The sequence below is a fragment of the Vibrio splendidus genome (assembly GCF_024347615.1).
Lineage (GTDB): Bacteria > Pseudomonadota > Gammaproteobacteria > Enterobacterales > Vibrionaceae > Vibrio > Vibrio splendidus.
This window is the reverse complement of the sequence record NZ_AP025509.1, coordinates 1,503,938-1,528,999: the sequence shown is the minus strand read 5'-3', so window position 1 is coordinate 1,528,999 and position 25,062 is coordinate 1,503,938. Positions and strand designations below refer to the sequence as shown.

General features: G+C 44.7%; 20 protein-coding genes. 9 read left to right on the top strand and 11 right to left on the bottom strand.

Annotated features, from left to right (window positions below; translation table 11 throughout):
- The first annotated feature begins 61 nt into the window (after positions 1–61).
- The 5 genes from putA (at position 62) to OCU90_RS23905 (ending at position 7,762) form a co-directional block, all read left to right on the top strand.
- Positions 62–3,199, top strand: a complete 3,138-nt coding sequence (gene putA / locus OCU90_RS23925) for a bifunctional proline dehydrogenase/L-glutamate gamma-semialdehyde dehydrogenase PutA (protein ID WP_061021064.1) — start codon at positions 62–64, stop codon at positions 3,197–3,199.
- An 11-nt stretch (positions 3,200–3,210) separates the two neighbouring features.
- The gene (locus OCU90_RS23920; RefSeq protein WP_017078421.1) at positions 3,211–3,915 is read left to right on the top strand and encodes a 1-pyrroline-5-carboxylate dehydrogenase; all 705 of its coding nucleotides are present in this window, start codon (positions 3,211–3,213) and stop codon (positions 3,913–3,915) included.
- 186 nt (positions 3,916–4,101) lie between these two features.
- Positions 4,102–5,592 carry a sodium/proline symporter PutP gene (putP, locus tag OCU90_RS23915; protein ID WP_026012326.1) on the top strand — a complete coding sequence of 497 codons (1,491 nt, stop codon included), beginning with the start codon at positions 4,102–4,104 and terminating at the stop codon, positions 5,590–5,592.
- Between the two features lie 294 nt (positions 5,593–5,886).
- Entirely contained in the window at positions 5,887–6,777 is an 891-nt protein-coding gene (locus tag OCU90_RS23910) for a helix-turn-helix domain-containing protein (protein WP_081089939.1), read from the top strand.
- Between the two features lie 121 nt (positions 6,778–6,898).
- Positions 6,899–7,762 carry a nuclear transport factor 2 family protein gene (locus OCU90_RS23905; RefSeq protein ID WP_061021062.1) on the top strand — a complete coding sequence of 288 codons (864 nt, stop codon included), beginning with the start codon at positions 6,899–6,901 and terminating at the stop codon, positions 7,760–7,762.
- Positions 7,763–8,377: 615 nt separating this feature from the next.
- Here the strand turns inward: OCU90_RS23905 and OCU90_RS23895 are convergent.
- The gene (locus OCU90_RS23895) at positions 8,378–8,548 is read right to left on the bottom strand and encodes a hypothetical protein (RefSeq protein ID WP_017078425.1); all 171 of its coding nucleotides are present in this window, start codon (positions 8,546–8,548) and stop codon (positions 8,378–8,380) included.
- A 279-nt stretch (positions 8,549–8,827) separates the two neighbouring features.
- On the opposite strand from OCU90_RS23895, the gene OCU90_RS23890 reads away from it, so the two are divergent.
- The gene (locus OCU90_RS23890) at positions 8,828–9,316 is read left to right on the top strand and encodes an Lrp/AsnC family transcriptional regulator (RefSeq protein ID WP_017089360.1); all 489 of its coding nucleotides are present in this window, start codon (positions 8,828–8,830) and stop codon (positions 9,314–9,316) included.
- Positions 9,317–9,450: 134 nt separating this feature from the next.
- Here the strand turns inward: OCU90_RS23890 and OCU90_RS23885 are convergent, their stop codons facing one another.
- Both OCU90_RS23885 and OCU90_RS23880 read right to left on the bottom strand, forming a co-directional pair.
- Positions 9,451–10,155 (bottom strand): hypothetical protein, encoded by a 705-nt coding sequence (locus OCU90_RS23885; protein ID WP_017078426.1) that lies wholly within the window; start codon positions 10,153–10,155, stop codon positions 9,451–9,453.
- Between the two features lie 297 nt (positions 10,156–10,452).
- Positions 10,453–12,303, bottom strand: a complete 1,851-nt coding sequence (locus OCU90_RS23880; RefSeq protein WP_017078427.1) for an ABC transporter ATP-binding protein — start codon at positions 12,301–12,303, stop codon at positions 10,453–10,455.
- Positions 12,304–12,968: 665 nt separating this feature from the next.
- On the opposite strand from OCU90_RS23880, the gene OCU90_RS23875 reads away from it, so the two are divergent.
- Positions 12,969–13,943, top strand: coding sequence for an arginine deiminase-related protein (locus tag OCU90_RS23875; RefSeq protein WP_004732521.1), 975 nt, complete (start codon positions 12,969–12,971; stop codon positions 13,941–13,943).
- Between the two features lie 195 nt (positions 13,944–14,138).
- On the opposite strand, the gene OCU90_RS23870 is transcribed toward OCU90_RS23875, so the two are convergent.
- The 6 genes from OCU90_RS23870 to OCU90_RS23845 form a co-directional block, all read right to left on the bottom strand.
- Positions 14,139–14,771 (bottom strand): esterase/lipase family protein, encoded by a 633-nt coding sequence (locus OCU90_RS23870; protein WP_017091975.1) that lies wholly within the window; start codon positions 14,769–14,771, stop codon positions 14,139–14,141.
- 139 nt (positions 14,772–14,910) lie between these two features.
- Positions 14,911–15,750, bottom strand: coding sequence for a helix-turn-helix domain-containing protein (locus OCU90_RS23865; RefSeq protein WP_061021060.1), 840 nt, complete (start codon positions 15,748–15,750; stop codon positions 14,911–14,913).
- Positions 15,751–15,871: 121 nt separating this feature from the next.
- Positions 15,872–16,717: a GNAT family N-acetyltransferase gene (locus OCU90_RS23860; protein WP_061021059.1), complete on the bottom strand. Its 846-nt coding sequence runs from the start codon at positions 16,715–16,717 to the stop codon at positions 15,872–15,874.
- A gap of 231 nt (positions 16,718–16,948) precedes the next feature.
- The gene (locus OCU90_RS23855) at positions 16,949–18,571 is read right to left on the bottom strand and encodes a phosphoethanolamine transferase (protein WP_061021058.1); all 1,623 of its coding nucleotides are present in this window, start codon (positions 18,569–18,571) and stop codon (positions 16,949–16,951) included.
- Between the two features lie 232 nt (positions 18,572–18,803).
- Entirely contained in the window at positions 18,804–19,373 is a 570-nt protein-coding gene (locus OCU90_RS23850) for a porin family protein (RefSeq protein WP_017095821.1), read from the bottom strand.
- Positions 19,374–19,629: 256 nt separating this feature from the next.
- Positions 19,630–20,205, bottom strand: coding sequence for a porin family protein (locus OCU90_RS23845; protein ID WP_370590924.1), 576 nt, complete (start codon positions 20,203–20,205; stop codon positions 19,630–19,632).
- A gap of 364 nt (positions 20,206–20,569) precedes the next feature.
- Here OCU90_RS23845 and OCU90_RS23840 point away from each other — a divergent pair, with 364 nt between their 5' ends.
- The gene (locus OCU90_RS23840; protein WP_017081335.1) at positions 20,570–21,109 is read left to right on the top strand and encodes a hydrolase; all 540 of its coding nucleotides are present in this window, start codon (positions 20,570–20,572) and stop codon (positions 21,107–21,109) included.
- Here OCU90_RS23840 and OCU90_RS23835 read toward each other — a convergent pair.
- Together OCU90_RS23835 and OCU90_RS23830 are read right to left on the bottom strand one after the other, a co-directional pair.
- Positions 21,106–21,969 (bottom strand): MurR/RpiR family transcriptional regulator, encoded by an 864-nt coding sequence (locus OCU90_RS23835; RefSeq protein WP_061021056.1) that lies wholly within the window; start codon positions 21,967–21,969, stop codon positions 21,106–21,108. The two genes, OCU90_RS23840 and OCU90_RS23835, sit on opposite strands and share 4 nt — an antisense overlap.
- A gap of 117 nt (positions 21,970–22,086) precedes the next feature.
- Positions 22,087–23,361, bottom strand: a complete 1,275-nt coding sequence (locus tag OCU90_RS23830; protein WP_061021055.1) for an amino acid deaminase — start codon at positions 23,359–23,361, stop codon at positions 22,087–22,089.
- Between the two features lie 176 nt (positions 23,362–23,537).
- Between OCU90_RS23830 and OCU90_RS23825 the strand changes: the two genes are divergently transcribed.
- Positions 23,538–24,971, top strand: a complete 1,434-nt coding sequence (locus OCU90_RS23825; RefSeq protein ID WP_061021054.1) for an N-acyl-D-amino-acid deacylase family protein — start codon at positions 23,538–23,540, stop codon at positions 24,969–24,971.
- Positions 24,972–25,062: the final 91 nt, after the last annotated feature.

Here is a 25,062-nt window from a genome sequence, read left to right as displayed (position 1 = left end):
ATACACTGCAGCCATTGTAGAGATCCCGAACTCTTTTCGGGTGTGAGATTAAGGAAAACGCATGTTTACAGCTACTGATGTGTTAAAGCCAGAATTCAACGAGCAGTCGCTTGCTGATCTTTGGACGCTTATCTCACCATTATATATGGTGGATGAAACCCAATGGCTAGAGCAACTTCTGCCGCTAGCTACCCCTTCTGAGTCTGAAAAGCAGCAAATCACAGACAAAACGACATCATTGATTGAAGCTATCCGCGCGGATAAGACTTCTATCCAGATGATCGATGCACTGTTGCTTGAATACAGTCTAGATACTCAAGAGGGCATCTTGCTGATGTGTCTGGCGGAAGCCTTGATGCGTATTCCTGATTCAGCAACCGCTGATGCACTGATTCGTGACAAACTCAGCGTTGCGGATTGGAAATCTCACCTAAAGAATTCTGACTCAGTGTTTGTTAACGCATCCACTTGGGGCCTAATGCTAACAGGCAAGGTTGTTGGACTTTCATCTAACGAGCAGAGTGCGGGTCAAGCCGTTAATCGCTTAGTGAACAAGCTTTCTGAGCCGGTGATTCGTAAAGCGATGCACCAAGCAATGAAGGTGATGGGTCACCAATTCGTTCTTGGCCGCAGCATTGCTGAAGCTCAAAAGAACGGTAAGTCTATGCGTGATAAAGGCTTTACCTACTCATACGACATGCTAGGTGAAGCGGCACTGACTACTGCAGACGCAAACAAATACTTCAAAGATTACCTAATGGCGATTGAAGCCGTAGGTCGAGACACATATGTCTCTTCAAAATCGAGCCCTGCGCCATCGGTATCTATCAAGCTTTCTGCGCTTCACCCACGTTATGAAGTGGCGAACGAAGACCGCGTATTGACGGAACTTTGCGACACGCTAGAGCAGCTATTGCGCCGTGCAGTAGAGCTCGATGTTGCAATTACGATTGATGCGGAAGAAGCGGATCGCCTAGAGCTTTCTCTTAAATTATTCGAAAAACTGTACCGCACTGACCTTGTAAAAGGTTGGGGTAAATTTGGTCTGGTTATTCAAGCATACTCAAAGCGTGCACTACCGGTTTTAGTATGGCTAAACCGCCTAGCGAAAGAGCAGGGTGATTTAATCCCGCTTCGCCTAGTGAAGGGCGCGTACTGGGACAGCGAAATCAAATGGTCACAGCAGGCTGGTTTCACTGATTACCCAGTTTACACTCGTAAAGAAGCGACTGACGTAGCTTACCTTGCTTGTGCGCGTTATCTATTGAGCCCAAGTGTTCGCGGCAATATCTTCCCGCAGTTTGCGAGCCACAATGCTCATACGGTTTCAGCTATTGCCGTAATGACAGAGCATAAAGACTTTGAATTCCAACGCTTACACGGCATGGGTGATTCTCTGTACAACCACGCGATGGAAGCTTACCAACAGTCGGTACGTATCTACGCACCGGTTGGTAGCCATAAAGACTTACTGCCATACCTAGTACGTCGCTTGCTAGAAAACGGCGCAAACAGCTCGTTTGTACACCGTTTAGTTGATGCTCGTTGCCCTGTGGAAGAGCTGACACAACACCCTGTCGATATGCTTCTTGCATTCGATACGCTGCACAACACTAAGATTCCTCTGCCTCCAGCGGTATTCCCTGAGCGTAAAAACTCTTACGGTGTGAACATCGATATTGAAAGTGAAGCGCATCAGTTTGAAGAGCAGGTTAAAGCTTTCCTTAACAATCAATGGACTGCGGGCCCTGTGATCAACGGTGAATCTCTTGCCGAAAGCATGATCAAGGCTGATCAGAATGTTGAGCAAGTGACTGCACCTTACGATCGTCGTATTAATGTCGGTCAGGTGGCTTTCGCTAACCTTGATCATGTTTCCGCAGCGATCACTGGCGCGGATGCTGCATTCGCTGATTGGAACGCAACCTCAGTTGAAACCAAAGCGGCGGCGCTTGATAAGTTGGCTGACCTGATGGAAGACAACCTTGCTGAGCTGGTGGCAATTTGTCATCAAGAAGCAGGTAAAACGATTCACGACAGCGTTGATGAAGTGCGTGAAGCGGTCGACTTCTGTCGTTACTACGCAAAACAAGCGGATAACCTACAAGGTTTCGAACTAAAAGGTTTTGATGGCCAAACACGAATCGCTTCACGACAAGGTCGTGGTGTGTTCGTTTGTATTAGCCCTTGGAACTTCCCTCTAGCTATCTTCCTTGGCCAAATTACAGCAGCTTTGGTTGCGGGTAACACGGTTGTGGCTAAGCCAGCCGAGCAAACAAGCTTGATTGCAGCTCGCGCAGTGGAACTGATGAATGAAGCGGGTTTCCCTGCTGGTACCATTCAGTTACTACCGGGTCGTGGCGCTGAGATCGGCAGTGCACTAACCAGCCATGATGCAATTGCTGGCGTTGCTTTTACGGGTTCAACACCAACGGCACAACGCATCAACGTTTCATTGGCAAGTCGTAACGCTAAGCCTGTTCCGTTTATTGCGGAAACAGGTGGCCAAAACGCGATGATCGTCGACAGTACCGCACTGCCTGAACAGGTAGTTCGTGATGTTATTCGTTCTGCATTCGCTTCAGCAGGTCAACGTTGTTCTGCGCTGCGTGTGCTTTACATTCAAGAAGACATCGCAGACCGCGTGGTTGCATTGATTCACGGTGCAATGGACGAATTGAGTGTGGGTATCCCACATCTTCATAAAACGGATGTTGGCCCTGTTATCGACCAAAATGCGAAACAGAAGTTGTTGGCGCACTTAGAAAACATGACCAATACCCAGAAGAAGGTGGCTCAACTTTCTCTAGGTACGGATTGTGAACATGGTGATTTTGTTCCACCAAGTGCTTTTGAAATTGATGACATCAGCTGCTTGAAAGAAGAACAGTTTGGCCCTGTGCTGCACATTGTTCGCTTCAAAGCGAGTGAGTTGGCGCAAGTGGTCGATCAAATTAACCAAACGGGCTTTGGCCTAACCATGGGTATCCACAGCCGTAACGAGACAACTTACCGTTGGATCGAAAAACACGTTCGTGTGGGTAACTGCTACATCAACCGTGACCAAGTGGGCGCCGTTGTTGGGGTTCAACCATTTGGTGGTCAAGGCTTGTCAGGTACTGGCCCTAAAGCGGGTGGTCCTCACTACCTATACCGTTTTACAGATGTTCATTTCTCTCAATCACAAGACAAGGCATAAGGAGCAGTATCATGGTTCATCAAGTGACAGGTTTTTCTGATGCTTTGCTAGCGTGGGAACAATGGAATCTTACCGACTTTGATTACAAGAGTGCTCAGGTACTTGCGCTGAAATCAGAGATCGAAAGTCAATCTGTGCCTTTGGCTGCAGTGGCAACTTATCATCTAGAGCAAGCGTCTGTGCTGCTTTCTGAACATCACTTAATGGCAGGTCCTACGGGCGAAACCAATGAGTTGTATGCCGCAGGCCGCGGTGTGGCTTTGGTGATTGTTGATGATTGCGAAGAGAAAGTGCCCGCACTGCAAACCGCAACAGCGATGATTACTGCAGCACTATTGGCAGGTAACAGCGTTCAATTGTGCAGTGATGACGTGCAGTTCAATACCTTAATTGCAGATGCCGCGAAACAAGCGAATCTACCAACCAACCTGGTGCAGGTTGCCTCGTACGACGCTGCTCAACAGTTGTTGTCTTGCGATGTGCGAAGCGCGGGTTACGTAGGTAATTCACAAACGGCACAAGCTATCAATTTACAGCTTGCTAAGCGTGACGGTGCAATCGTCGGTTTAGTAGCTGAAACGGATCTGGCGACAATGAATGTTGCCAATGATCCACACCTATCGCTGCGCTTCATTACCGAGCGTACGCGAACTATAAATATAACAGCCGTGGGCGGTAACGCGACCTTGCTCGAACTTGGAAGCGAAGCTCACTAACCTTCAGTAAAATTGGCTCTAAAGACTTTTGGTTTTCTCCATTTTTGGGTTTTCCCATTTTTGGTTTACTCCCTGAGTGCTTTGGAGCCTCAATACCTAACTCAATGCACTTGCTTGCCTTTACGGTGAGTACCTTGCATTGAATTAGGCATGGAAGGCTTTCTACAAAATGAGGACTATCAAATGATAGAAAACAGTTTTGCAATAACGACGACGTTCATTGCGTATCTAATTATGATGCTAGCGATCGGTGTTATTGCTTACAAACGTACATCTAACTCAACTGACTACTTCCTAGGTGGTCGTTCGTTAGGCCCATGGCCTGCTGCACTTTCTGCTGGTGCATCAGACATGAGTGGTTGGTTGCTACTTGGCCTGCCTGGTTACGCTTACGCTGCTGGCTTTGAAGCATTTTGGCTTGCTGGTGGCCTACTTGTTGGTACTTGGGCAAACTGGTTAATCAGTGCAAAACGTCTACGTACTTACAGCATTACGACTGAATCACTGACGCTGCCTGAATTCCTATCTCGTCGCTTCAACGATAATTCTAAGCTGATCCAAACAATTTCTGCTTTCTTTATCCTTTTATTCTTCCTTTTCTACACAAGTTCAGGCTTGGTAGCAGGTGGTAAATTGTTTGAAACGGTATTCGGCCTAGATTACACAACTGCGGTAATCATCGGCACGGTATGTGTGGTTTCGTACACCCTGTTTGGTGGCTTCCTAGCGGTATCTTGGACTGACTTAGTTCAAGGCCTGCTAATGTCTGCTGCGCTATTGATTGTACCAATCGCGGCAATGAACGGTGGCCTTGGTCAGCTATCTAGCGACCTGCACAACATCAACCCAGAACTTCTAACGCTATGGAATGATGCGAAAGGTGAACCACTGTCTGCTATTGCGATCATCTCGCTAGCGGCATGGGGCTTGGGTTACTTCGGTCAACCACACATCTTGGCTCGTTTTAAAGCAACTCGTTCAAACAAAGATCTTGTGACAGCACGCCGCATTGCGGTTATCTGGACTGCATTGTCTATGGTTGGTGCAATGCTAGTGGGTCTTGTTGGTCTAATCTACGTGACTAACTCTGGCGCGCCTAAACTAGACGATGGCGAGAAGATCTTCATGCTTCTTGTTAACGCAATGTTCCACCCAGTCATCGCCGGTATCCTACTTGCTGCAATCCTAGCGGCAATCATGAGTACTGCTGATTCACAACTTCTTGTTTCTTCATCTGCAATGGCAGAAGACTTGTACAAGCAAATTCTGAAGAAAGACGCAACGTCAGAAGAGATTGTTCGTGTTGGCCGTTTCGCGGTTATCCTAATTTCTCTGATTGCTCTTGTGCTAGCGATGACGCCGGACAGTTCAGTTCTTGGCCTTGTATCTTACGCATGGGCTGGTTTCGGTGCTGCGTTTGGTCCAGCTATCGTATTGAGCCTTTACTGGCCTCGTATGAACCGTAACGGCGCTCTAGCGGGTATCGTGGTTGGTGGTGTTACGATTGTTCTTTGGAAGCAGTTCACGGGCGGTTGGTTCGATGTGTACGAAATCGTACCGGGAATCATCCTATCGACTCTTTCTATCGTTATCGTGAGCCTAATTACTGGCGAGCCTGAAGACGAAGTTAAGAAGCAACACGCTGAGTTCGAGAAGAACCTAGTTGAGCTAGACTAATTTACATTGTAAAACATATGTGAATTAGCAAAGAACATTAGCTAAAAAGCAATTGTAAAAAGAAATTGAAAAATAAAAATAATAGAGTCACTTCGGTGGCTCTATTTTTTTGACTATACCCCAATGCTTTGACCTTTCGACCTTTGTTGCATCTGGCAAGTTGAGTGTATTGAGCATGTTTACCTTGTTGGTGACGCTGGCTAAGTCATACTTCTAGGCTCGGAACATTTCAGTTCCCACTGGGATACATTACTCTTGCTAAGCGCAGTTAAGTAAATGAATAGGAAGGTAGTAGTGCCTCAAGTAATCCCGAATATTGGCTTTAACCATGAAAAAACGGCGCAAGCTGAGCTGGAGTTGGTGCCCTTGTCTCGGCTCTATTCAGAAAGCAATATTAGTCACGACCCTCAACTGCCACATCGTGTCAGCTTCTTCCTGATTCTGTTTATCGAGCAAGGCTCAGGCACACACATGGTCGACTTTGAGGACTACCCTTTTAGCCAAGGGAGCGTGTTGTTCATTCAAAGAGAGCAGGTGCACGCCTTTGATTTTAGTAACAAGCCACAAGGCACTGCGGTTTTGTTTACTCAAGCGTTCTTAGACAGCATTCACGCTAACATGAAGTTGCCGAACTACACGCCTACTCATTTGAACAAGGCACATTCGGCACTGTTGTCACTAGACGAATCCCACCAAGATCGAACGCAGAGCCTGTTACAGCAAATTACGATGGAACTGAATCAACCCGAATCTGATCCCTTGATCGTGATGTATCTGTTCTCGGCATTGGCGCTGATTCTTCATCGTCTTCGACCTGAAGTGAAGCAGGATGCCTTGAGCTTGCAGCAGAATATCAAGTTTGCTCGTTACTTCGAGCCTCTTCAAAACAACTACCTGCGCGTGCGTGATGCAAACTGGTACGCCAATCAAATTAACACCACCTACAAGACGTTGAACCAAGCGTGCAAAGTCGCAACGGGGTTAACTGCCAAGCAGATCATCGATTCTTTTACCGTTTTAGAAATGAAGCGTCAGCTGGTGGTAACCAATATTACGTCTCAAAAAATGGCGTCGGATTTTGGTTTTGAAGACGCCAGTAATTTCGTTAAGTACTTTAAAAATCATACTCAAATGACGCCTAGCGAGTTTCAAAAGAAATATTCCAAGCCTTCCCTCTCTGAATAGTGAATGGGTCGGCATGAATCATCTAAGGTTCGATATCTACCATTTTTCTGCCTAAATCCACTCTGTCGTGAGCCTCTCTCGTTGACTAATATAGTTTCCAAGCCAACGAGAGGACTTAATAATGAAAACAATAACTAACACATTCAAATCAACACTACTCACGGCAAGCGTACTCGCAGCCTCTATGATTACCGGCACGGTTGCAGCACAAGAGCTGTCAATTCAAGAAAAAGCGGTAGCGGTTATTTCGAGCATTGAAACGGGCGACGCAAAAGCGGTGAGCTACATTAACCCTGAAAAGTACATTCAACATAACCTAGCAGTTGGCGATGGCTTAGCGGGCTTTGGTGAAGTGCTACAAATGCTGCCTGAAGGCTCGGCGAAAGCGCAAGTGACGCGCTCATTTCAAGATGGCGACTATGTTGTCACTCATACCGAATATAACTTCTTTGGCCCGAAAGTCGGCTTTGATGTGTTCCGCTTTGAAGATGGACAGATAGTTGAGCATTGGGACAACCTGCAAGAAATTGCCAAGCCAAACGCAAGTGGACGAACTCAATTAGATGGCACGACTAAAGTCGTAGATCTCGATCAAACGGACAAAAATAAGCAGTTGGTCAGTGGTTTCGTTAAAGACATCCTGATCGGCGGTGATATGGCGAAGATTAATAACTATATCGATAATGAAGACAGTGCTTACTTACAGCACAACCCAGGAGTAGCCGATGGTCTAAGCGGTTTGGGTGAAGCTTTGGGTGCGTTAGCGGAAGCGGGCATGCCAATGGTTTATACCGCTAGCCATAAGATCTTGGGTCAAGGTAACTTTGTGTTGTCGATCAGTGAAGGCCAGTTCATGAATAATCACGTTGCTTTTTATGATCTATTCCGTGTTGATAACGGAAAAATAGTAGAGCACTGGGATACCATTGAAACCATTCCTGCTCGTTCAGAGTGGAAAAATGCCAATGGTAAATTTGGCTTTTAAAATGTGAGCTAAATTTAACCAAACATGGTTTGCTTAAGCGGTACTTTCTCAGAGGAAGTGCCGTTTTTTTATCGATCAATTTGGTGGCTAAGACGGGGGAAGTACTGTCGTTATGGGGTTTTACAATGTAAATCGAAACCGCATGAACGAGGGAGGATAAATGGAAGAAGAAGGATCTTGATGGCGTTTGATGTCAAAAAACGAAAGAGAAAAATGGCTATTTTTTGAACTTGGCGCTCACTTTTGTGATTAGCTCGGTGAATAGTGCAACCAAATTCGACATGATGTGTCAATTGTCAGTAACCACTAAAGACCTATAGGACAAAGGTATGCCTGATCTCTATTGCAAAGGATGTAAAAAAACAACACTACATAAGTCTATAATGAAACGTTGTGAATCTGAGCCCGAGACAACCTCTGGCCGTATGATGCAATGGACGTCAAAGCTATTTAGTGGAAACTTGTATTACGATATGGAAACTCAGCACTTCTGTCGAACGTGTAATTGTCGTTGTGAAACAGGAAGTACAGTTCCCCAAGTTGGAATGGCTTAACTTATAGTAAGTGCTTACCAACCTAGATAAAAAAACCTCCTTTATGGAGGTTTTTTCGTTTCTATGCGGCTTTGAGTGCAAGTTTTGTGTCAATGGCGTTGCCATCAATCTTCACTTCCCATCCATAGTTCGAGTATTCACTTGCGAGTGCTTCAGCAACATCTTTTGATACTGTTACGTGTGTCCATGAGCCAATACCGTATGGTTTGTACGCGAGTTCTTGTGTCTTCATAATAGAGTTATCCTTTCTCTTTGATAATCCCATTATTCACTTTGGCCTATATCCTTTCTTTCGTTTCTGGCTCAACTTATTTGTTATCTGGGTCATTTCTATAATAATTTGTTAATAGTCAAAGATTGATTTATAAGGGGTCTTATCGTTCCATATTGATTTATATTTGATGTGAATGCTAAAGGCATATTTAGTTTTTTAAATGTGTGAGCGAGGTTTTCTTCGATTGTTCGTGGTATGGAATATACTGAGCGGAATTTAGAATGTTTAAGGAATGTTATGTCTCAGCATCAACTCGATCGTATCGATAAAGAGATACTAAGAATTCTGCATATGAAAGGGCGTTTGCCTGTTGTTGAGTTGGCAAAGCAGGTCAACCTAACGACGTCCCCTTGTTCTGATAGATTGAAGCGATTGGAGAAAGAAGGCTACATAACGGGCTACCATGCCGAGCTCTGTTCAGAAAAGCTGGGACTCGATGTCCAGGTCTTTATCCATATTCGTCTCGACCAGACCAGCTTTTCGATTTTCGATAAATTCGCCCAAGCGGTTGAAATGATGCCTGAGGTGGAAGAGTGTTATTCGCTGTCGGGTGATTTTGACACCATGATCAAGGTTCGAGTGAAAGACATGAAGGCATACCAAGCGTTTATGTCAACCAAGCTGGGTACACTGCCGGGCGTGATTCAGACTCGCAGCGAAGTGGTGATTGAAGAGCACAAGAAGGGCTTTGGTGTTAACCCTGAGTTGTTGGCCACCCTAAAATAGTGCCTGCTTTCGCCTTACCAAGGTTATTTAGATATAAAAAATGGAAGCCGATAAGCTTCCATTTTTTATTGAGTGCCCGAGAAAAGGTCAATCAGATTAAGTTAGATCAGTTAGAGTGAGAACAGATAAACCGCTTACAGCGTAATTGCCGCAGAAATTAAGCCAATCACACCACCGAATACTCCGCCCCAAACCACTAACCAACCAAGGTGCTTCTTGATCATGGCTTGAACCATCTCTTTAACCAGCTTTGGTGTCAGTTCATTCAAGCGCTGATCGATGATCGCTTCAATATTCTCTTTGATTTCATCCATCATTGCAGGCGATTCAAGTTCATCCTTGATGGCATTTTTTACAGAATCACTCTTGCTGATTTCAATCACAGACTCTTGCATCTTCTCCACGAATGGCGCTTTCATTGGCTGTAATGCTTCTGTGCCGCCAACCATCGCTAACATGCCACCAAATTGTGAGTTCTCGATAACATGCACCAGTGAATCGAATGCAGGGTTGAAGTCGATCTTCTTAATCACGGGTTCTAGGTTGAGCGACTTACCGCTCATCTCGCTGCTTAGGAAGCGGTCGATATTACCTTCGGTAAAGAATTGTTCCATCATCAGTTGTTTAATAGCCGCCTTGAACTCTTCGAAACGAGCTGGAATAACGCCAGAACCGTATAAGCCGGGTACTTTTTCGAACAACATGTGAATCGCAAGCCAGTTGGTGATGGCACCAGAAAAGGCGAATAGGCCTGCATAAAGTAAGTATTGGTTTGCTGTCGCATAGCCGCCAGCAAGCAGTGCTAACGCGATTACGTTAGTTAAGACACTTTTGTTCATGGTTGATCTCTAGAAAGAATACTGCGCGCATTTTAAGAAAAAAACGCCAAGAAAAAAACAAAAGGATCGATGAAGTTTATGGGGCAGACGAAAATAGATGAGAAAGGGGCGAAGAATAACAGGTATAAAAAAGGCTAGCCTCCCCCCGAAGTCTAGCCTTATTCCAGAACGCGCAAGCGAGGCGTCTTTGGTGTTAATGTCATTATATAATTACGACATAACATTCTGCCACGTGTAATTTACCATTAATTAACAAATTGGTGTGAATTACGCCGCACTTTTAAAGTAGCACATAAATTAAGCACTCGACGCTTGGTCAAGATTATCGGCAATGAAGCCTCCGGTCTGGTGATTCCACAATTGAGCATAGATGCCATTTTGTGTAATCAGCTCTTGGTGAGTGCCTTCTTCGACGATATTGCCTTGGTCGAGTACGATTAAGCGATCCATTGCTGCAATCGTCGATAAACGGTGTGCAATTGCAATAACCGTTTTACCTTCCATCAACTCTATTAAGCTTTCTTGAATTGCAGCTTCTACTTCTGAATCAAGTGCTGATGTTGCTTCATCCAGAACCAACAGCGGTGCATTCTTCAGAAGTACGCGTGAGATAGCAACACGTTGGCGCTGACCACCCGAAAGCTTAACGCCTCTCTCACCAACTTGAGCATCGTAACCAATGTTACCAAACGGGTCGGTGAGCGTTTCAATGAACTCGTGCGCGTGCGCTTGTTGGGTTGCGGCATACACTTCTTCATCTGTCGCGTCAGGTCGACCGTAAAGGATGTTCTCTTTGATTGAACGATGAAGCAGTGAGGTGTCTTGAGTCACCATGCCGATGTTGCTGCGCAGTGAGTCTTGGGTGACATCTGAGATCACTTGGTCATCAATCAGGATGCGGCCGCTTTCTACATCGTGGAAGCGCAGTAGCAAGTTAACCAAGGTTGATTTACCTGCACCTGAACGGCCAACCAAGCCGACTTTTTCACCCGGTTTGATGTTGAGGTTTAGGTTGTTAATTACACCCTTATTCTCGCCGTAGTTAAAGCTCACGTTATCGAAGTTGATGCCACCTTGTGGCACATCCAAAGGCTTAGCGTCTTTTTTGTCTTCAATAGCGATGGGCTTAGACAGCGTTTTAATGCCATCAATCACGGTGCCTAGGTTTTCAAACAAGCCACCAATTTCCCACATGATCCATTTCGACATACCGTTAATACGCAAAGCCAAGCTGACTGCGATGGCAATTGCACCAACAGTGATTGCGTTGTCTAGCCATAAGTAGATAGAGATGCCGGCAATACTGAACACCAACAAGTAGTTAGCGAACTCAACGCAGATGTTGAAGCCGGTCACTAAGCGCATTTGGCGATGGACGGTATCTAAGAAGCCTTCCATGCCTTCTTCGGCGTATTCTGTTTCTCTTTTGCTGTGTGAGAACAGTTTGACCGTTGCGATGTTGGTGTAGCTATCCACAATACGACCCGTCATCAACGAGCGAGCATCGGCTTGCTCAGAAGACACATCTTTGAGTTTCGGTACGAAGTGCAGCTGAATGCTGACGTAAATGAACAACCAAACCAGCATCGGAGCCATCAAGCGCCAATCTGATTCTGCGAGTATGAATAACATTGCCGTAAAGTAGACCGTCACATAGACGAATACATCGACCATTTTTGTCACGGTTTCACGTACTGCGAGCGAGGTTTGCATCACCTTGGTAGCGACACGTCCGGCAAAGTCATCTTGATAGAACGACAAGCTTTGCTTCAAAAGGTAGCGGTGCGCTAACCAACGAATCGACATTGGGTAGTTGCCTAGCAAAGTTTGGTGAAGCAATAGCGAGTAGACGCTGATCAAGATTGGCATCACGACCAACAGTAGAACGCCGAGCCCCATCAGTGTTGATTTATTATCAGCAAGGAAGGTTTCGGGATTGCTTGTTGATAGCCAGTCAACCAGTTGTCCCATGTAGCCGAACAGCGCGACTTCGATGATCGCAATGGTCATGCTCATCAACCCGAGCAAGATCAACGGCTTTTCGAAACCTCGAGTGTAATGGCGGCAGAATGCCAGTATTCCAGTAGGAGGTTGTATCGGCTCTCCCTTTGGAAAGGCTTCAGTAAAGCCTTCAAATTTCTTGTACATAGATTTCCCTTTATAAACTAGTGCATCTATAAGCGACTGCATCGTTGGTGCAGCTTTGTTTTTATAGTCTTGATTTGAAATTTTACCGTCTTAGTTTGAAATTATATAAGCGCCCATGGGTTCTTATAAGCATTGAGTCATTCGATGGGTGTTGTTCTAGCTCTTATCTAAGTACTTGGTTTAAGCGCTTAGCTTTAGCTACTTGGCTTTAATCACTTGGTTTTAACGTTAAATGCTTAGTTTCAACGTTAATGCTTAGTTTTAACGTTAATTACTTAGTTTAAGTGACGAAGGAAAGATCCAAAGAGTGTCTTTCATGACGCTTATTTTAGATTGAATTAGACAGGAAAAGTTAAGCTTATTTCAAACGTAATTGATGGTTATGCAACGATGATAATCCTAACGTTAAATGGATTGAATTGTAACCAAAACTCGTGGTGAGCGAGAAAATGAAATCGGAATATTTATCCATAAAGCGACTTAACGAATATGCATACAGTTGGTTCTTTCTGATGTGCTGTTATCTCGCAGTAAAAATTACCGATTAATCTAAGATCTGCAGTGATTGTTTGGGATAAATATTCAAATCATTATTATTTTCAGTGAATCTTGTCGTAACAAGTTGTTTACAATTCTGAGGTAAATAAAAGATAGGGACGGTTGAGATGTTAAACCTACACAAAAAATCACTTCATATTACTAATGTTCAAAACGCCAATTGCGTTGTTATGGTTCCGCCAAAAGAGTTTCGATTTAACGAAGAAACAGCACGTGATAACGAGTTTCAGCACAGAGTCAACCTGACCGAAGCTGAGGTGAAGCTAGAAACGATGGCCGAATTTAAGGCTATGGTGGCTTCGTTGCGTAAAGAAGGTGTGCAAGTTGTAGAGTTTGATTACCCAGAGTTGGGTGTCGAAACCCCTGACGCAGTGTTCCCAAACAACTGGTTCAGTACTTGTAGTGATGGAAGTTTATTCACTTTCCCTATGGCCTGTGAAAACCGTCAGCATGAAGTTAAGCCTACTGCTCTTATTGAAGTGTTGGAAGCGTCTGGTCGCATTGTTAACCACAGTGAGTCTATGGAGTCGTACGTTGCTCAAGGTTCTTATCTAGAGAGCACCGGTGTGATGGTTATCGATCACATCAATAAGACGATCTATGCGGCGCTTTCTCAGCGTTGCGACCGTGAAGTATTAGAAGATTATGCGAAGCGTATTGGTTATTCTCGCGTGGTTTCGTTCCAAACGGCATTACCGTCTGGTCAGCCGATTTATCACACCAATGTGATGATGGCGATTGGTGATAACTTCTGCGTGATCTGTGATGAAGTGATTCCTGAGTTTGAACGCCGCTTTGTGGTGAAATCTCTTGCCAAAGACAAGCAAGTTATCTCGATCTCGATCGATCAGATGAACCGATTCTGCGGCAACATTCTGCAATTGGAAACCGTGAATGGCGATAAGGTAATCGCGATGTCTCAGTCGGCTTACGATGCATTTTCTCCAGCTCAATTAGCTCAGCTTTCGACACACGGAAAGTTGCTGCCATTTAACGTGAAAACGATTGAAGACATTGGTGGTGGTTCGGTGCGATGCATGTTGGGTGAGGTGTTTTTACCAACGCGAGTGAATCGTCTGTAACAAGTATAGAAAGTATAACAAGCACTCACTTTAGCAATGAATCTTTGAATACCACTCTCATCGCAGAGTGGTATTTTTGTTTTTATCTATCTTTGTATCGGTCTACCAGAAGTAAGAAAACGGCAATAAGAGAACCAGAGCTAAATACACAAGCTAACGCGCACAAAAGTTAACGGAAAACAGCTAACGCGAAAGCTATGAAGCGTCCTTAAAAGCTCTGTGTTCGATGAATTGAGCTGACAGTGCCACGACTTCCTTGGAATAGACAAGCGCCGTGTGGTTGAGTTTGAGAGCGTAAGTATCCGTTGCCCCTCTCAGGTTTGCGTCTTCGAGTGTTACCGTGCCATCCCCCGGATTTTTTCCCAGTACAATACGTCCAACTCCGGCGTCGTAAGTGCCTGTAATCACGCCAATCGGCACATCAATGTCGTAGTCACCCAGGCCATCGCTTAAGATCATTTTGCTCGAACCAAATATAAATCCAAGTCCATGATTCGAAAGCGTTTTGGCGATGGTTGCCCCATTGTGCGGCGTACCTGCGGTAATGATGCAGGTGTCTGCAAAGTCGGGCTGGTAGAACTTAAAGTAGTGGCGAATCAGCAAGCCACCGAGTGAGTGACCGAAGAAATAGACCTCATCGTATTCATTAAAGCGAGCATTCACGAAGCGATTGAGGCGTTTGGCGGCCGAAGGGAAGCGCAGCGAGTTGTAGGCAAATTTGTGCGTTGTAAAGCCGCGTTTTTTAAAGTTTCTATCCAGATATTGCATGATCAACGCAGGCATATATAGACCATGAATTAAAACTATATGTTTGTTTTTATTATTCATTTTTGTCCCCCGTCTGATGATGTCCCCAGTATATTTAGTCGCAAATCTAAACTCAATAAAACTTGCTACTAATGGGACACAAAAGGCAGAGAGTGCTTGATGGGTAAAGGTAAAGGTAAAGGTAAAGGTAAAGGGTGGGTTAGTCCGATCTCACTCCACCATAAACATCAATAGTTAAACCGCCTTGTTTAGCGTAAGTATTGGGTGTTAGACCGATGGTTTTCTTTAGGTAACGAATCAGGTGCGGTTGGTCGCTAAACCCAAATTGAAAGGCGACGTCCATCCAGTCGATGTCATCCAAACTTCGCTTATACAAGTATTCCAGTATCGCTTCGAGTTTGTTCATCGATTGGCACTGTTTTAATGTCAGCCCAGTTACCTTGTTGAAGCTTCTTTCCAGTGTTCTTTGCGAGCAAAACAGCTTGTCGCCAAGCTCTGCAATCGGTGTCGAACCAAGCACACCCAACACCTTACGTGTCAGTTCGCTGTGCCTATCCGTTTTAGCTGTCGATAGCCAAGGAAGTAGCAAATCATCTAACTGCTGAGAGCAGGCCTCAACATCGGTTTGAGCGAGCTTGAGCAGTAGCGTTGCATCGGCGTTTGGATTGTTTAGCAAACCTGCGAGATTGACTGGACTAACCCTGTCCAAGCTAGGGTGAGGGCAATCTGGGATAACCAGTGAATACAAGGCACCGACATGGAATTTAATGCCCAAGTGAACAAAGGGCTTCGAGTGATCCAATTCGATGGCTTTATGGTGTGGTAACAGCAGATGGCTGCCAACGCCTTGATCGACCTGTTGCTCAATCGTGTAGTGATATACCTGCTCGCTTGGCGATAAGATCAGGTGCGCCGATGGATCGGGATTGAGTATCGGAAATTGATGAGTTTGAGCGTCGGGCGTCTTTTCAATCAGCCAGTAGCAATCAATGAACTGAGCAACTACAGGGGATTTTGGAGACTGTAACCAATTGATCATTAGACCTTCTATTTCAGATGATTGTCATCTCCAACTATATGTGGATATCGTTGGAGGTGACAGTTTTTATCAGTATCAATTGTTAGAACTTAGTCTTGATGTTTGTTAATCCGAATCAAGGCTAATCAGTTTCCTTTAATTCGCTAAAATCAAACTGCAAGATACGATGCTTTGATGATAATCCAGCGCGTGTGATGGCCTTTTGTGCGCCAATATTACTGCTTTCTGTAGAGCACATAGCTTCTAACCCTTGGCTATTAGCGTGTTGCTTTAGAAAGTGAATAACACGCGTCGCTAAGCCTTTACCGCGTTCTTGTTGTGCGACAATCATACCTAGGTCGGCAAACTGTGTTTGATGCTCATCGAACTTACGACACTCTCCGGTTGCTAGAACATGGTTATTTTCCATGTAGCCCCATAGCTCTTGGCGAGCAATTAAGTTGCTGTAGTAACCGGTGAGCCACTCTTTTGGCGCGCCAATCGCTGATGAAGCAAACTCAACGAACTGCTCCAGTTGTTCTTCTGTCGCGAGGCTCATCTCTACCTCTTCAATGCGGTCTGAATCACAATCAGATCTGGCTTGAGAGTTTTGGCGGTACATCATCGTATTCACTTTAAATGATTCTGAGTTGTCGACACACAGTGATAAATATTGTGGTTCAGCGGTGCTCACGAATGCGCCTTTCACCTCACCAATCACAGAGCTGTTGTTCTCTACGATTAAGGGGAACAAGTGTTCAATATGAGTGCTGGCTGTTGGTGCTAGATAGAACTGAAGTAAGTAGCCTTCGCCATTTAATACGCAATAACCGACAAGATTACCGTTTTCGTAAAAACCAAAATGGTCAGACATTGGCACAAAGCCAAAGTGCCACATGCCATCAAGTGGCGCTGTTGACTCAGCAAAGTAAGCCGTTTTAAGTTCGCTTAAGTCACTAAGTGTTGAGATTTTCTTGATGTCTAACATCGCTTGAATTCCTGCTGTTTTGATTCGGTAGAGTGCGTGGTCGTCATCTTGTTCTCAGGTACGTCAATTGACGATGAGGTAATTGATTAGCTGAGCCACGTTTCAATAACAGCAATTGTAGGCGACGGCTTGAGGCCGGTATTGAATAAAAACGACAGTTTTGAAAGGTACAAAAAAGGGACTCATAAATGAGCCCCTTTGGTTGGAATATTTGCGAGTCGGCCTTTGAAGCTACCGACACGCAGCAAAAATGTCTTGGTTTTCTCGGTATTCTTTGGTTTGTACATCCATTAGGCCGAGTAAAGAGTCGAACAGGTTATCTTGGGAGAAGCTCTGTTCTTTGCCTGCCTTTCTTAAGCAGGTCTGGTTTATCCCTTTCTGCTCGGCGAAACCATCAGACATCCACATGATCATAGGCACATGGGTTTGCTCTTTCGGTGCCAATGAATAAGGCATGCCGTGTAAGTAGACGCCATTTTCTCCCAATGATTCTCCGTGATCGGAAATGTACATCAGCGCGACATTGTACTTATCGGTGAGTTTCTCTAGCTTCTGAATAGCCTGTGATAGAAAGAAATCTGTGTACAAGATGGTGTTGTCGTAGGTGTTGACCACTTGCTCTTTGGTGCAGTTTTCGATATCAGAACGTGGGCAGTCTGGCACAAACTTCTTATGATCTTCTGGGTATCGCTCAAAGTAAGTTGGGCCGTGAGATCCGGAGATATGATAGAAAATGATGCTATCTTGTTTAAGATCTTGAGTATCTTGTTCGAAGTTCTCTAGCATGGCTGTGTCATAGCACACATCTTTATTACACAGCGGGTCGCTGTCTTTGGCGACGAGAGTCATCTCTTTGATTCGATGTGCGACCGCCTTGTCTCCACCATCGTGCTCTCGCCAGATAGAGTGAATGCCCGCGCGGTTCATAATGTCGACCACGTTATCTTGGTTGTAGGCTTTGTCGCGATCGTAGTTGCTTCGGTTCATGTTAGAAAACATACACGGCACAGAAACCGCAGTGGCTGTTCCGCATGACTGAACATCAGAGAAAAAGATCGGATTATAGGGTTTGGTATGAGCATTGGTTTCTTTCTCATAGCCATAATATTGGTAGTTATATACACGTGCTGTTTCACCAAGAACAAACACCAATAAGGTTGGTTTTTCAGCTTGTTTAGCTTCTGGTTTTAGCTGCGCATCTAAGCCGATTTCTTGGTAAGGAATCGGTTCTTTGATGTAAGTATTGTTGATGTATTTTGCGGTTGAAGCGACGTATTCGGTCGGAATGATCATCTTTTTAAGATGAGAGTTATTACGACCAATCGACACATAATCTTTGTAAAACAGTCCAGCAATAATCGCTATGACAATCAGCGAAGAGAGCAATCCAATCGCCTTCCAAATAGCAAAATCTTTCCACGATTCTCTTTCAAGATCCGTAAATAAAAGCAGCAGTGACGGGACTCCTCCCATCAGAACAAACCATAAAATAGAATAGCTGCTTAGGTAGCTAGCAGCCTCTCCGCTGTTGGTTTCGAAGACGTTTTCTATCATTCCATAGTCTACAAAAATGCCGTAGTTGAACATGCTGTAGCTGACTAAAGAGGAAGTAAGTAGTAACAAGATAAAAAAAGCTTTGGCGAATATCGGCCAGTTGAATACTTGAAAGATAAAGTTGAATGCGGCGAGAAAGAAAAATGGGATCGAGATGATAAACCCAATGCTTTCGGCTTGTGAGGCACTAAGAATATTGAACAGTTCGCGTGAGATAGGCAAGTTAATGACAAGCAGGTAATACACTGCCAAAACGAAAGGGAGTTTGTTTATCGACATGTTTAAGCGTGGTAGATTCATAGGTCTTGTCTTCCTGTGTCACTTATCCCTTTATTTTAGTCTCGCTACCAAGAAAGCTCTAATATCAATGCATAAAGCTCAAATAGAAGGCGCTGAGCGATAAACTGGCTAAAGTGAAATGACGCTAAAGTGTGTAGATACAAAAAATTCACTTTACTGAGAGACCTTCATGACAAGGTGGAACAGCAAAGTGAATTAGTATGTTCAGCTTATTTTATTTGGTTCAATCACATTAGAAGTTGTATGAGCCACCGAAGCTAATGCTGCTGAATGCTAGTGTTTTGTCTTCTTTCTTAGATCCGTAATCGTTCTCTACGCTTACTGCATCTGCTTGCGAAATCAGACGCAATGTTAGGTGTTCGATTGGCGTGTATTCTACACCAACACCAAAGTGGAAACCCGTACCGCTATCGTCTGCATACTGAGCTGCGGTATTTGCGTTTAGGTCAACAGAGCTTAAACCAGCCAAAACGAATGGGCGGATTGTGTTGTCGAATGTGTAACCAAGATTTGCTGACAAAGAAACAGACGTTGGAGACAGTTTTTCAGTCCCTTTTTTGTAGTCTGCGTAATCGTTGTAGCCAAGTTCAACACCTACGATGCGGTTGAATTGATAGCCGCCATATAAGTTGTAGCCCATACCGTCTGAATCTAAACTGCCTTGACCATCGGTGTCAGAATCTTGGTATATGCCAAGACCGCCACCAATGTACGCACCGCCGTCAGTACCTGCTGCTAAAGCAGGAAGAGAAACTGCGCTGATTAAACCCAGTGCTAATGCTGATTTTGTTAACTTGTTCATCTTTGTTACTCACTCTGTCATGTCTTCAAATGTGATTGTCGGTCACTGTCGATTTTTAATCGTTGTTGGTTTTTGGCCTCTCGACCGTTGTTGACAATTATCCCTGAGTCTTTTGCTCATTACTGTATGGCTTTGTAAGCTGAATCGTTACATAGATACAAAAATTCACTTTACTGTGCTGCCTTATCACAGGGCAGAGTAGCAAAGTGAATTTGAGCTACTTACTTACTTACGATTTAGTCGTTTGGGGTGAATATTAGAAGTCGTATGAACCACCGAAGCTAACACTGTTAAACGCTAGTGTGTGGTCGTCGGTTTTGAATGAACTATTATTTCCAATGTAGTAATCATCTACACTAACCGCATCAGCTTGCGAAATTAGGCGAAGTGTTAAGTGCTCAACTGGTGTGTATTCAACACCAACACCAAAGTGGAAGCCGGTGCCGCTATCATCATTGTATCCAGCGCCGCTGTTTGCATTGAGGTCTACGGAACTCAAACCAGCAAGTACAAATGGACGAATGGTGTTGTCGAACGTATAACCGACATTTGCTGATACAGAGATAGACGTTGGTGAAAGTTTGTCTGTGCTGTTCTTGTAGTCTGCATAGTCGTTGTAGCCAAGTTCCACGCCAACGATACGGTTGAATTGGTAACCGCCGTATAGGTTGTAGCCCATTCCGTCTGAATCCAGACTTGGTGCTCCATCCGTATCGGAACCTTGATAGGCACTAAGTCCGCCACCTACGTATGCGCCACCATCGATACCTGCTGCAAAAGTTGGAAGTGAAACTAAACCGATTAAGCCGAGTGCTAATGCTGATTTTTTCATGATAATACCTTGTTTACTCATCCTGTGATGCAAATCACGGTATCGCTGATGATTGATTTATAAAACCCTCACAAATGAAACCTATTTTTTCATTGATAACGTGATTACCTGCGCCCCTTGATTTATCAAGAGCTAACGAAATATTTGTTGGTTATATTGTTTATAAATAAAATTCATATATTGACAAATGGTTAAATTTGCTAAATAAAACGATGTTTTTTAAAATTGAAGTGAAATTGGTTTTATCTAACTGATTGAAAAATAAAACATAATAAATATTGCATTTGTTCTATTGTAGTATTTATTTCGGTATTTATTGAGAGCAAAGCAGTACGCTGATTCTAATCATGACAAGGAGAGTTGGATGTTAAACCGAGCAAATACAGGTTTGGTGGTTGTGGACGTACAAGGCAAGCTCGCACGCCTTGTTGATGAGAGCGATACGCTGATTGCTAATTGCGGAAAGTTAGCTCAAGGAGCGCAGGTTTTGGGTCTGCCAATTGTTAGCTTGGAGCAGAACCCTGAGAAGTTAGGTGCTACGGTCGACGAGCTGAATGACCTGCTGAGCGATGCTAAGCCGATACCAAAATTTACGTTCAACGCGTGTAACGAGCCTAAGTTTGTTGAGGCGGTGCAAGCCAAGGACGTGGATACTTGGTTAGTGTGTGGTATTGAGGCTCACATTTGTGTTTATCAAACCACAATGGGGTTGTTGGAACTTGGGTACAAGGTTCAGGTAGTTGGTGACTGTATTAGCTCACGAACGGCACTCAACAAAGATCTGGCAATCCGTCGACTAATGGATGCTGGTATCGAAATCACAGGATTGGAAATGAGCTTATACGAACTGGTAAAGGACTGCCGCGCGCGTGAATTTAAGCTCATTCTATCCTTGATTCGTTAATCACCGAGAGGCTGTCGGTCGCCACCGCCTCGGTAAGAATCGAGCGCAACTTTCAAGCGACGCAGTTTGTCGCGCGAACGGTTCTTGTGATTGACTGCGATTCCCATCGAAAGCACATCTACTAGTGCCAACATTGCGTAACGAGAAGCCGATGGTTTGTAGATGAAATCGGTTTCCATATGCTTGATGGGTAACAAGATATCCGCAATATTTGCTAACGGCGTGTCTTGTGGCGTAATCGCGATGATCTTAAGTCCGTACTGCTTGGCTAATTCGGCGGTTTCGGTGATCACTGGCGTAAAGCCTGTCGCTGAAATCATCACCATCACGTCATTGGCATCTGCCGTGGCGGCTACCATACGTGACATCAAGCCATCGTTGTACGACACCACTGGGTAGCCTAAACGAAACAGTCGATGTTGCAGCTCTTGAGAAGCAATGGTTGAACCGCCACCCATGCCGATAGCAATGATCTGCCTGGCGTTATGCAGCCAACTGACTGCGGTTTCAACGTCTTGCTCTTTGAACAGAGTGCGGTTGATGTCTAGGCTCTGCTTGATCGATTCGTAGATACCTTGATAGCCAGTTTGGTCAACAGGTTCGAGGATAAAGCGCTGGCCAACGGTTAGTGTCTGAGCCAACTTAATCTTCATATCACGCACGTTGTTACAGCCGATCGCTTTAGCAAAACGTGTGATGGTGGCTTCACTGACTTGAGCACCCTCAGCAAGTTCTGTAATGCTGGCATTGGCAGCAAAATCAATGTCGTCCATGATCAACTTGGCGACTTTCTTTTCTGCATCACGAAGAACAGGGAAACGCTCTGTTATCTGTGAAATGATATCTACTTCTAAACTCAAGAATCCTGATCCTTTGTTGATGGGGCTATTTGCTAATACCTAGTCATTGGTCGCTAAAGCTTAGCCCCGTTAGTATATCTTATTGTTTCGTTGATTCTAGCTTATTGAAAAATCGACCTAGAAACAGGTTTCCACCCAGTTTGTTACCTGATGGTCGTCATCGGTGATGGCAATGTAGCGCCATTTGTCGAAGGTTAAACACGGATGTGAGGTGGAGAAAGCAATCATGTCGCCCACTTCAATCTCAGAAGAACCGTCGGTTTCCACAAAGGTATGTTGATCCATCACCGCAGTAGAGGTTAAGCCTTTCACTGATATAGCTTTGCCATTGCGATAGCCGCGCTCGGCAATCGGTAAACCCGCATCAAAGGCCACATCACGCTTGCCTAGCCCAACCACTAACTTCGTTGGTTCCGGACGAGAGATTACATAAGCCCACACCTCAAGTGCCGATTCTAAATCGCCACCCAATTCACACGCGTAACCTTGGTTTACTTGGGCGCGTTGCAACACCTTGCTTTGAGCGTCTAGGTAAATACCTGTGTCGTGAATGGCATAACAGCCCGGGCGGATGATCGCCAAGTAATCAGTTAGGTTCGCCAAACATTCTGCAACCACGTCATACCAAGCAGAACCAGCGCCCGTGATGATAGGTTGCCCTGCAATTAGGCCATCTGACGCGAGGCTTTCGACCGAGGTGAGCGCGTGATTTAAGAAGGTACGAATGTCTTGTTCTGCATTGTCACCGTGAATCACACCTTCATATACCTCAATACCTGCCAGCGAAAGGGCAGGTGTGTCTTGTATGGTTTGAGCCAGTTCTAGAACTTCTTGTGGTGAACGACAACCACAGCGACCGCCCGGTACACCAAATTCGATCAGTACTTTTAGTGTCTGTTTTGTATTAGAGAAATATTGGTTAAGTTGCTGCACGTTTACCGAAGAATCCACACAACAGTAAAAGTCGATATCAAACTCACTGATCAGCTGTTCAACGATCGCCATGTTGGTTTTACCCACCAATTGGTTGGCCATGATGATTCGTTTCGCACCCGCCATTGCGGCAACTTCTGCCTGTGCAGGCGTGGCTACTGTTATGCCCCAAGCGCCATTTTCTAGCTGTTGGCGGAAAAAAGCAGGTGTCATGGAGGTTTTGCCATGTGGCGACAATTTAACCTGATGGTGATCGGCGAATGATTGCATCCAATTCAGGTTATTGGTTAAGGCGGATTGTTTGATAATTGCTACCGGGAGCGAAATATCTTCATCAACCAGTCGGTAAATACCGTTCTCAGATTGTGATATTGCTCTCCCTTTTTGGCCTTTTTCAGTCAAGATAAAACTATCTTTTTGATACTTTATAACATCTTTATGTGCAGGGTTATGTTTCATTGCTGATTCCTAACATGATTTAAGTCATTGTTATTTAATGTCTAAATATATCCACAATCTGTTTTGTGGTAGAAACTATCACACAAATTAAAATATTATGTGTGTTTTGTCACTGAAAATAATCGGCTGAATTTCTAATATAGCTCCATCAACACAGTGGATTGAGAGAGTGAAAAATGTTGTTCGATACGATAATTAAAAATGTAGAGGTGTTTGATGGCACCGGCGAACAATCGTTTTGTGCCGATGTAGCAATCCGAGATGGAAAAATAGCCGAAATTGGTCAAATCGATCACGAAGATTGTGGCCAGTTGGTTGAGGGAGCAGGCTTAGCATTGGCTCCTGGATTTATCGATGTACACACACATGACGATACCAATGTAATTCGTTACCCAGACTGCCTGCCTAAGATCAGCCAAGGTGTCACAACCGTGATTGTTGGTAACTGTGGTATCAGCGCATCACCAACCGTTTTGGCTGGCGATCCACCTGACCCAATGAATCTTTTAGGCGCTCAGGCTGATTTCAAATACCCAACTTTCGCCGCGTATGCACAAGCGGTGGAGCAAGCTCAACCTGCAGTAAACGTTGCAGCGTTAGTCGGCCATACCACATTGCGCAACCAAGTGATGGACGACCTGCAGCGCACTGCAAGCGAAGACGAAATCGCAGCGATGCAAACCAACCTTGATTTGGCGATGGAACAAGGCGCATTAGGTTTGAGCTCGGGTTTGGCTTACGCAAGCGCTAAACAAGCGAATGCCAACGAAGTGATGCAGTTAGCGAAAGTGCTTTCTGGTCACGGCGGCATCTATACCACGCATATGCGTACCGAATTTGAAGAGATCTTAAGCGCGATGGAAGAGGCGTTTGAGACAGGACAATACGCGAAAGTGCCTGTTGTTATCTCCCACCTTAAATGTGCAGGTGCGGGGAACTGGGGTAGAACCGTTGAAGTACTCGACTTAATGGACAAGGTTTCTGAGCACCAAGATGTGTCTTGCGACTGCTACCCATACTCAGCGAGCTCTTCAACATTAGATTTGAAACAAGTGACTGACGATTTCGACATCTTCATCACTTGGTCTGAAGCAAAACCAGAACATGCAGGCAAAACGCTTAAGCAGATTGCTGATGAAATGAATCTCCCCCTGATGGACGCAGCAAAAGCGCTTCAACCAGCGGGCGCGGTTTATCACTGCATGGATGAGAACGACGTAAAGCGCGTATTGAAATACAAACTGACCATGGTCGGTTCAGACGGTTTACCTAATGACCCGCATCCACACCCAAGATTGTGGGGCACCTTCCCGAAAGTGCTAGGTCACTATTGCCGAGACGAAAAACTGTTCTCGTTGCCAGAAGCGATTCACAAGATGACTGGAATGTCGGCTCAGCGTTACAACTTAGCGGGCCGAGGCGAAGTTCGCTGTGGTGCCTGTGCCGATTTAGTTTTATTTGATCCAAAGAATATTAAAGACACAGCAACATTTGAAAATCCTATTTCAGTTGCTGAAGGAATAGAAAGTGTATTTGTAAATGGTGAGTTAACTTACCAGCAAGGAAAAGTAAGAAATAATCGTTCCGGCGTTTTTATTTACCGAAACTAGAGTTTAAATTTTTTATTAAATTCAGGTAATTATAAAGACGGCGAATTAATTTAAATATATTGGAATAGAAACTGTTTTATCTATAAAGCCA

Bases quoted from the DNA above. Each gene is read 5' to 3' on its own strand.
- putA (WP_061021064.1), top strand. From the start codon at position 62: ATGTTTACAGCTACTGATGTGTTAAAGCCAGAATTCAACGAGCAGTCG.
- OCU90_RS23920 (WP_017078421.1), top strand. From the start codon at position 3,211: ATGGTTCATCAAGTGACAGGTTTTTCTGATGCTTTGCTAGCGTGGGAA.
- OCU90_RS23905 (WP_061021062.1), top strand. From the start codon at position 6,899: ATGAAAACAATAACTAACACATTCAAATCAACACTACTCACGGCAAGC.
- OCU90_RS23895 (WP_017078425.1), bottom strand. From the start codon at position 8,548: ATGAAGACACAAGAACTCGCGTACAAACCATACGGTATTGGCTCATGG.
- OCU90_RS23890 (WP_017089360.1), top strand. From the start codon at position 8,828: ATGTCTCAGCATCAACTCGATCGTATCGATAAAGAGATACTAAGAATT.
- OCU90_RS23885 (WP_017078426.1), bottom strand. From the start codon at position 10,155: ATGAACAAAAGTGTCTTAACTAACGTAATCGCGTTAGCACTGCTTGCT.
- OCU90_RS23880 (WP_017078427.1), bottom strand. From the start codon at position 12,303: ATGTACAAGAAATTTGAAGGCTTTACTGAAGCCTTTCCAAAGGGAGAG.
- OCU90_RS23875 (WP_004732521.1), top strand. From the start codon at position 12,969: ATGTTAAACCTACACAAAAAATCACTTCATATTACTAATGTTCAAAAC.
- OCU90_RS23870 (WP_017091975.1), bottom strand. From the start codon at position 14,771: ATGAATAATAAAAACAAACATATAGTTTTAATTCATGGTCTATATATG.
- OCU90_RS23865 (WP_061021060.1), bottom strand. From the start codon at position 15,750: ATGATCAATTGGTTACAGTCTCCAAAATCCCCTGTAGTTGCTCAGTTC.
- OCU90_RS23860 (WP_061021059.1), bottom strand. From the start codon at position 16,717: ATGTTAGACATCAAGAAAATCTCAACACTTAGTGACTTAAGCGAACTT.
- OCU90_RS23855 (WP_061021058.1), bottom strand. From the start codon at position 18,571: ATGAATCTACCACGCTTAAACATGTCGATAAACAAACTCCCTTTCGTT.
- OCU90_RS23850 (WP_017095821.1), bottom strand. From the start codon at position 19,373: ATGAACAAGTTAACAAAATCAGCATTAGCACTGGGTTTAATCAGCGCA.
- OCU90_RS23845 (WP_370590924.1), bottom strand. From the start codon at position 20,205: ATGAAAAAATCAGCATTAGCACTCGGCTTAATCGGTTTAGTTTCACTT.
- OCU90_RS23840 (WP_017081335.1), top strand. From the start codon at position 20,570: ATGTTAAACCGAGCAAATACAGGTTTGGTGGTTGTGGACGTACAAGGC.
- OCU90_RS23830 (WP_061021055.1), bottom strand. From the start codon at position 23,361: ATGAAACATAACCCTGCACATAAAGATGTTATAAAGTATCAAAAAGAT.
- OCU90_RS23825 (WP_061021054.1), top strand. From the start codon at position 23,538: ATGTTGTTCGATACGATAATTAAAAATGTAGAGGTGTTTGATGGCACC.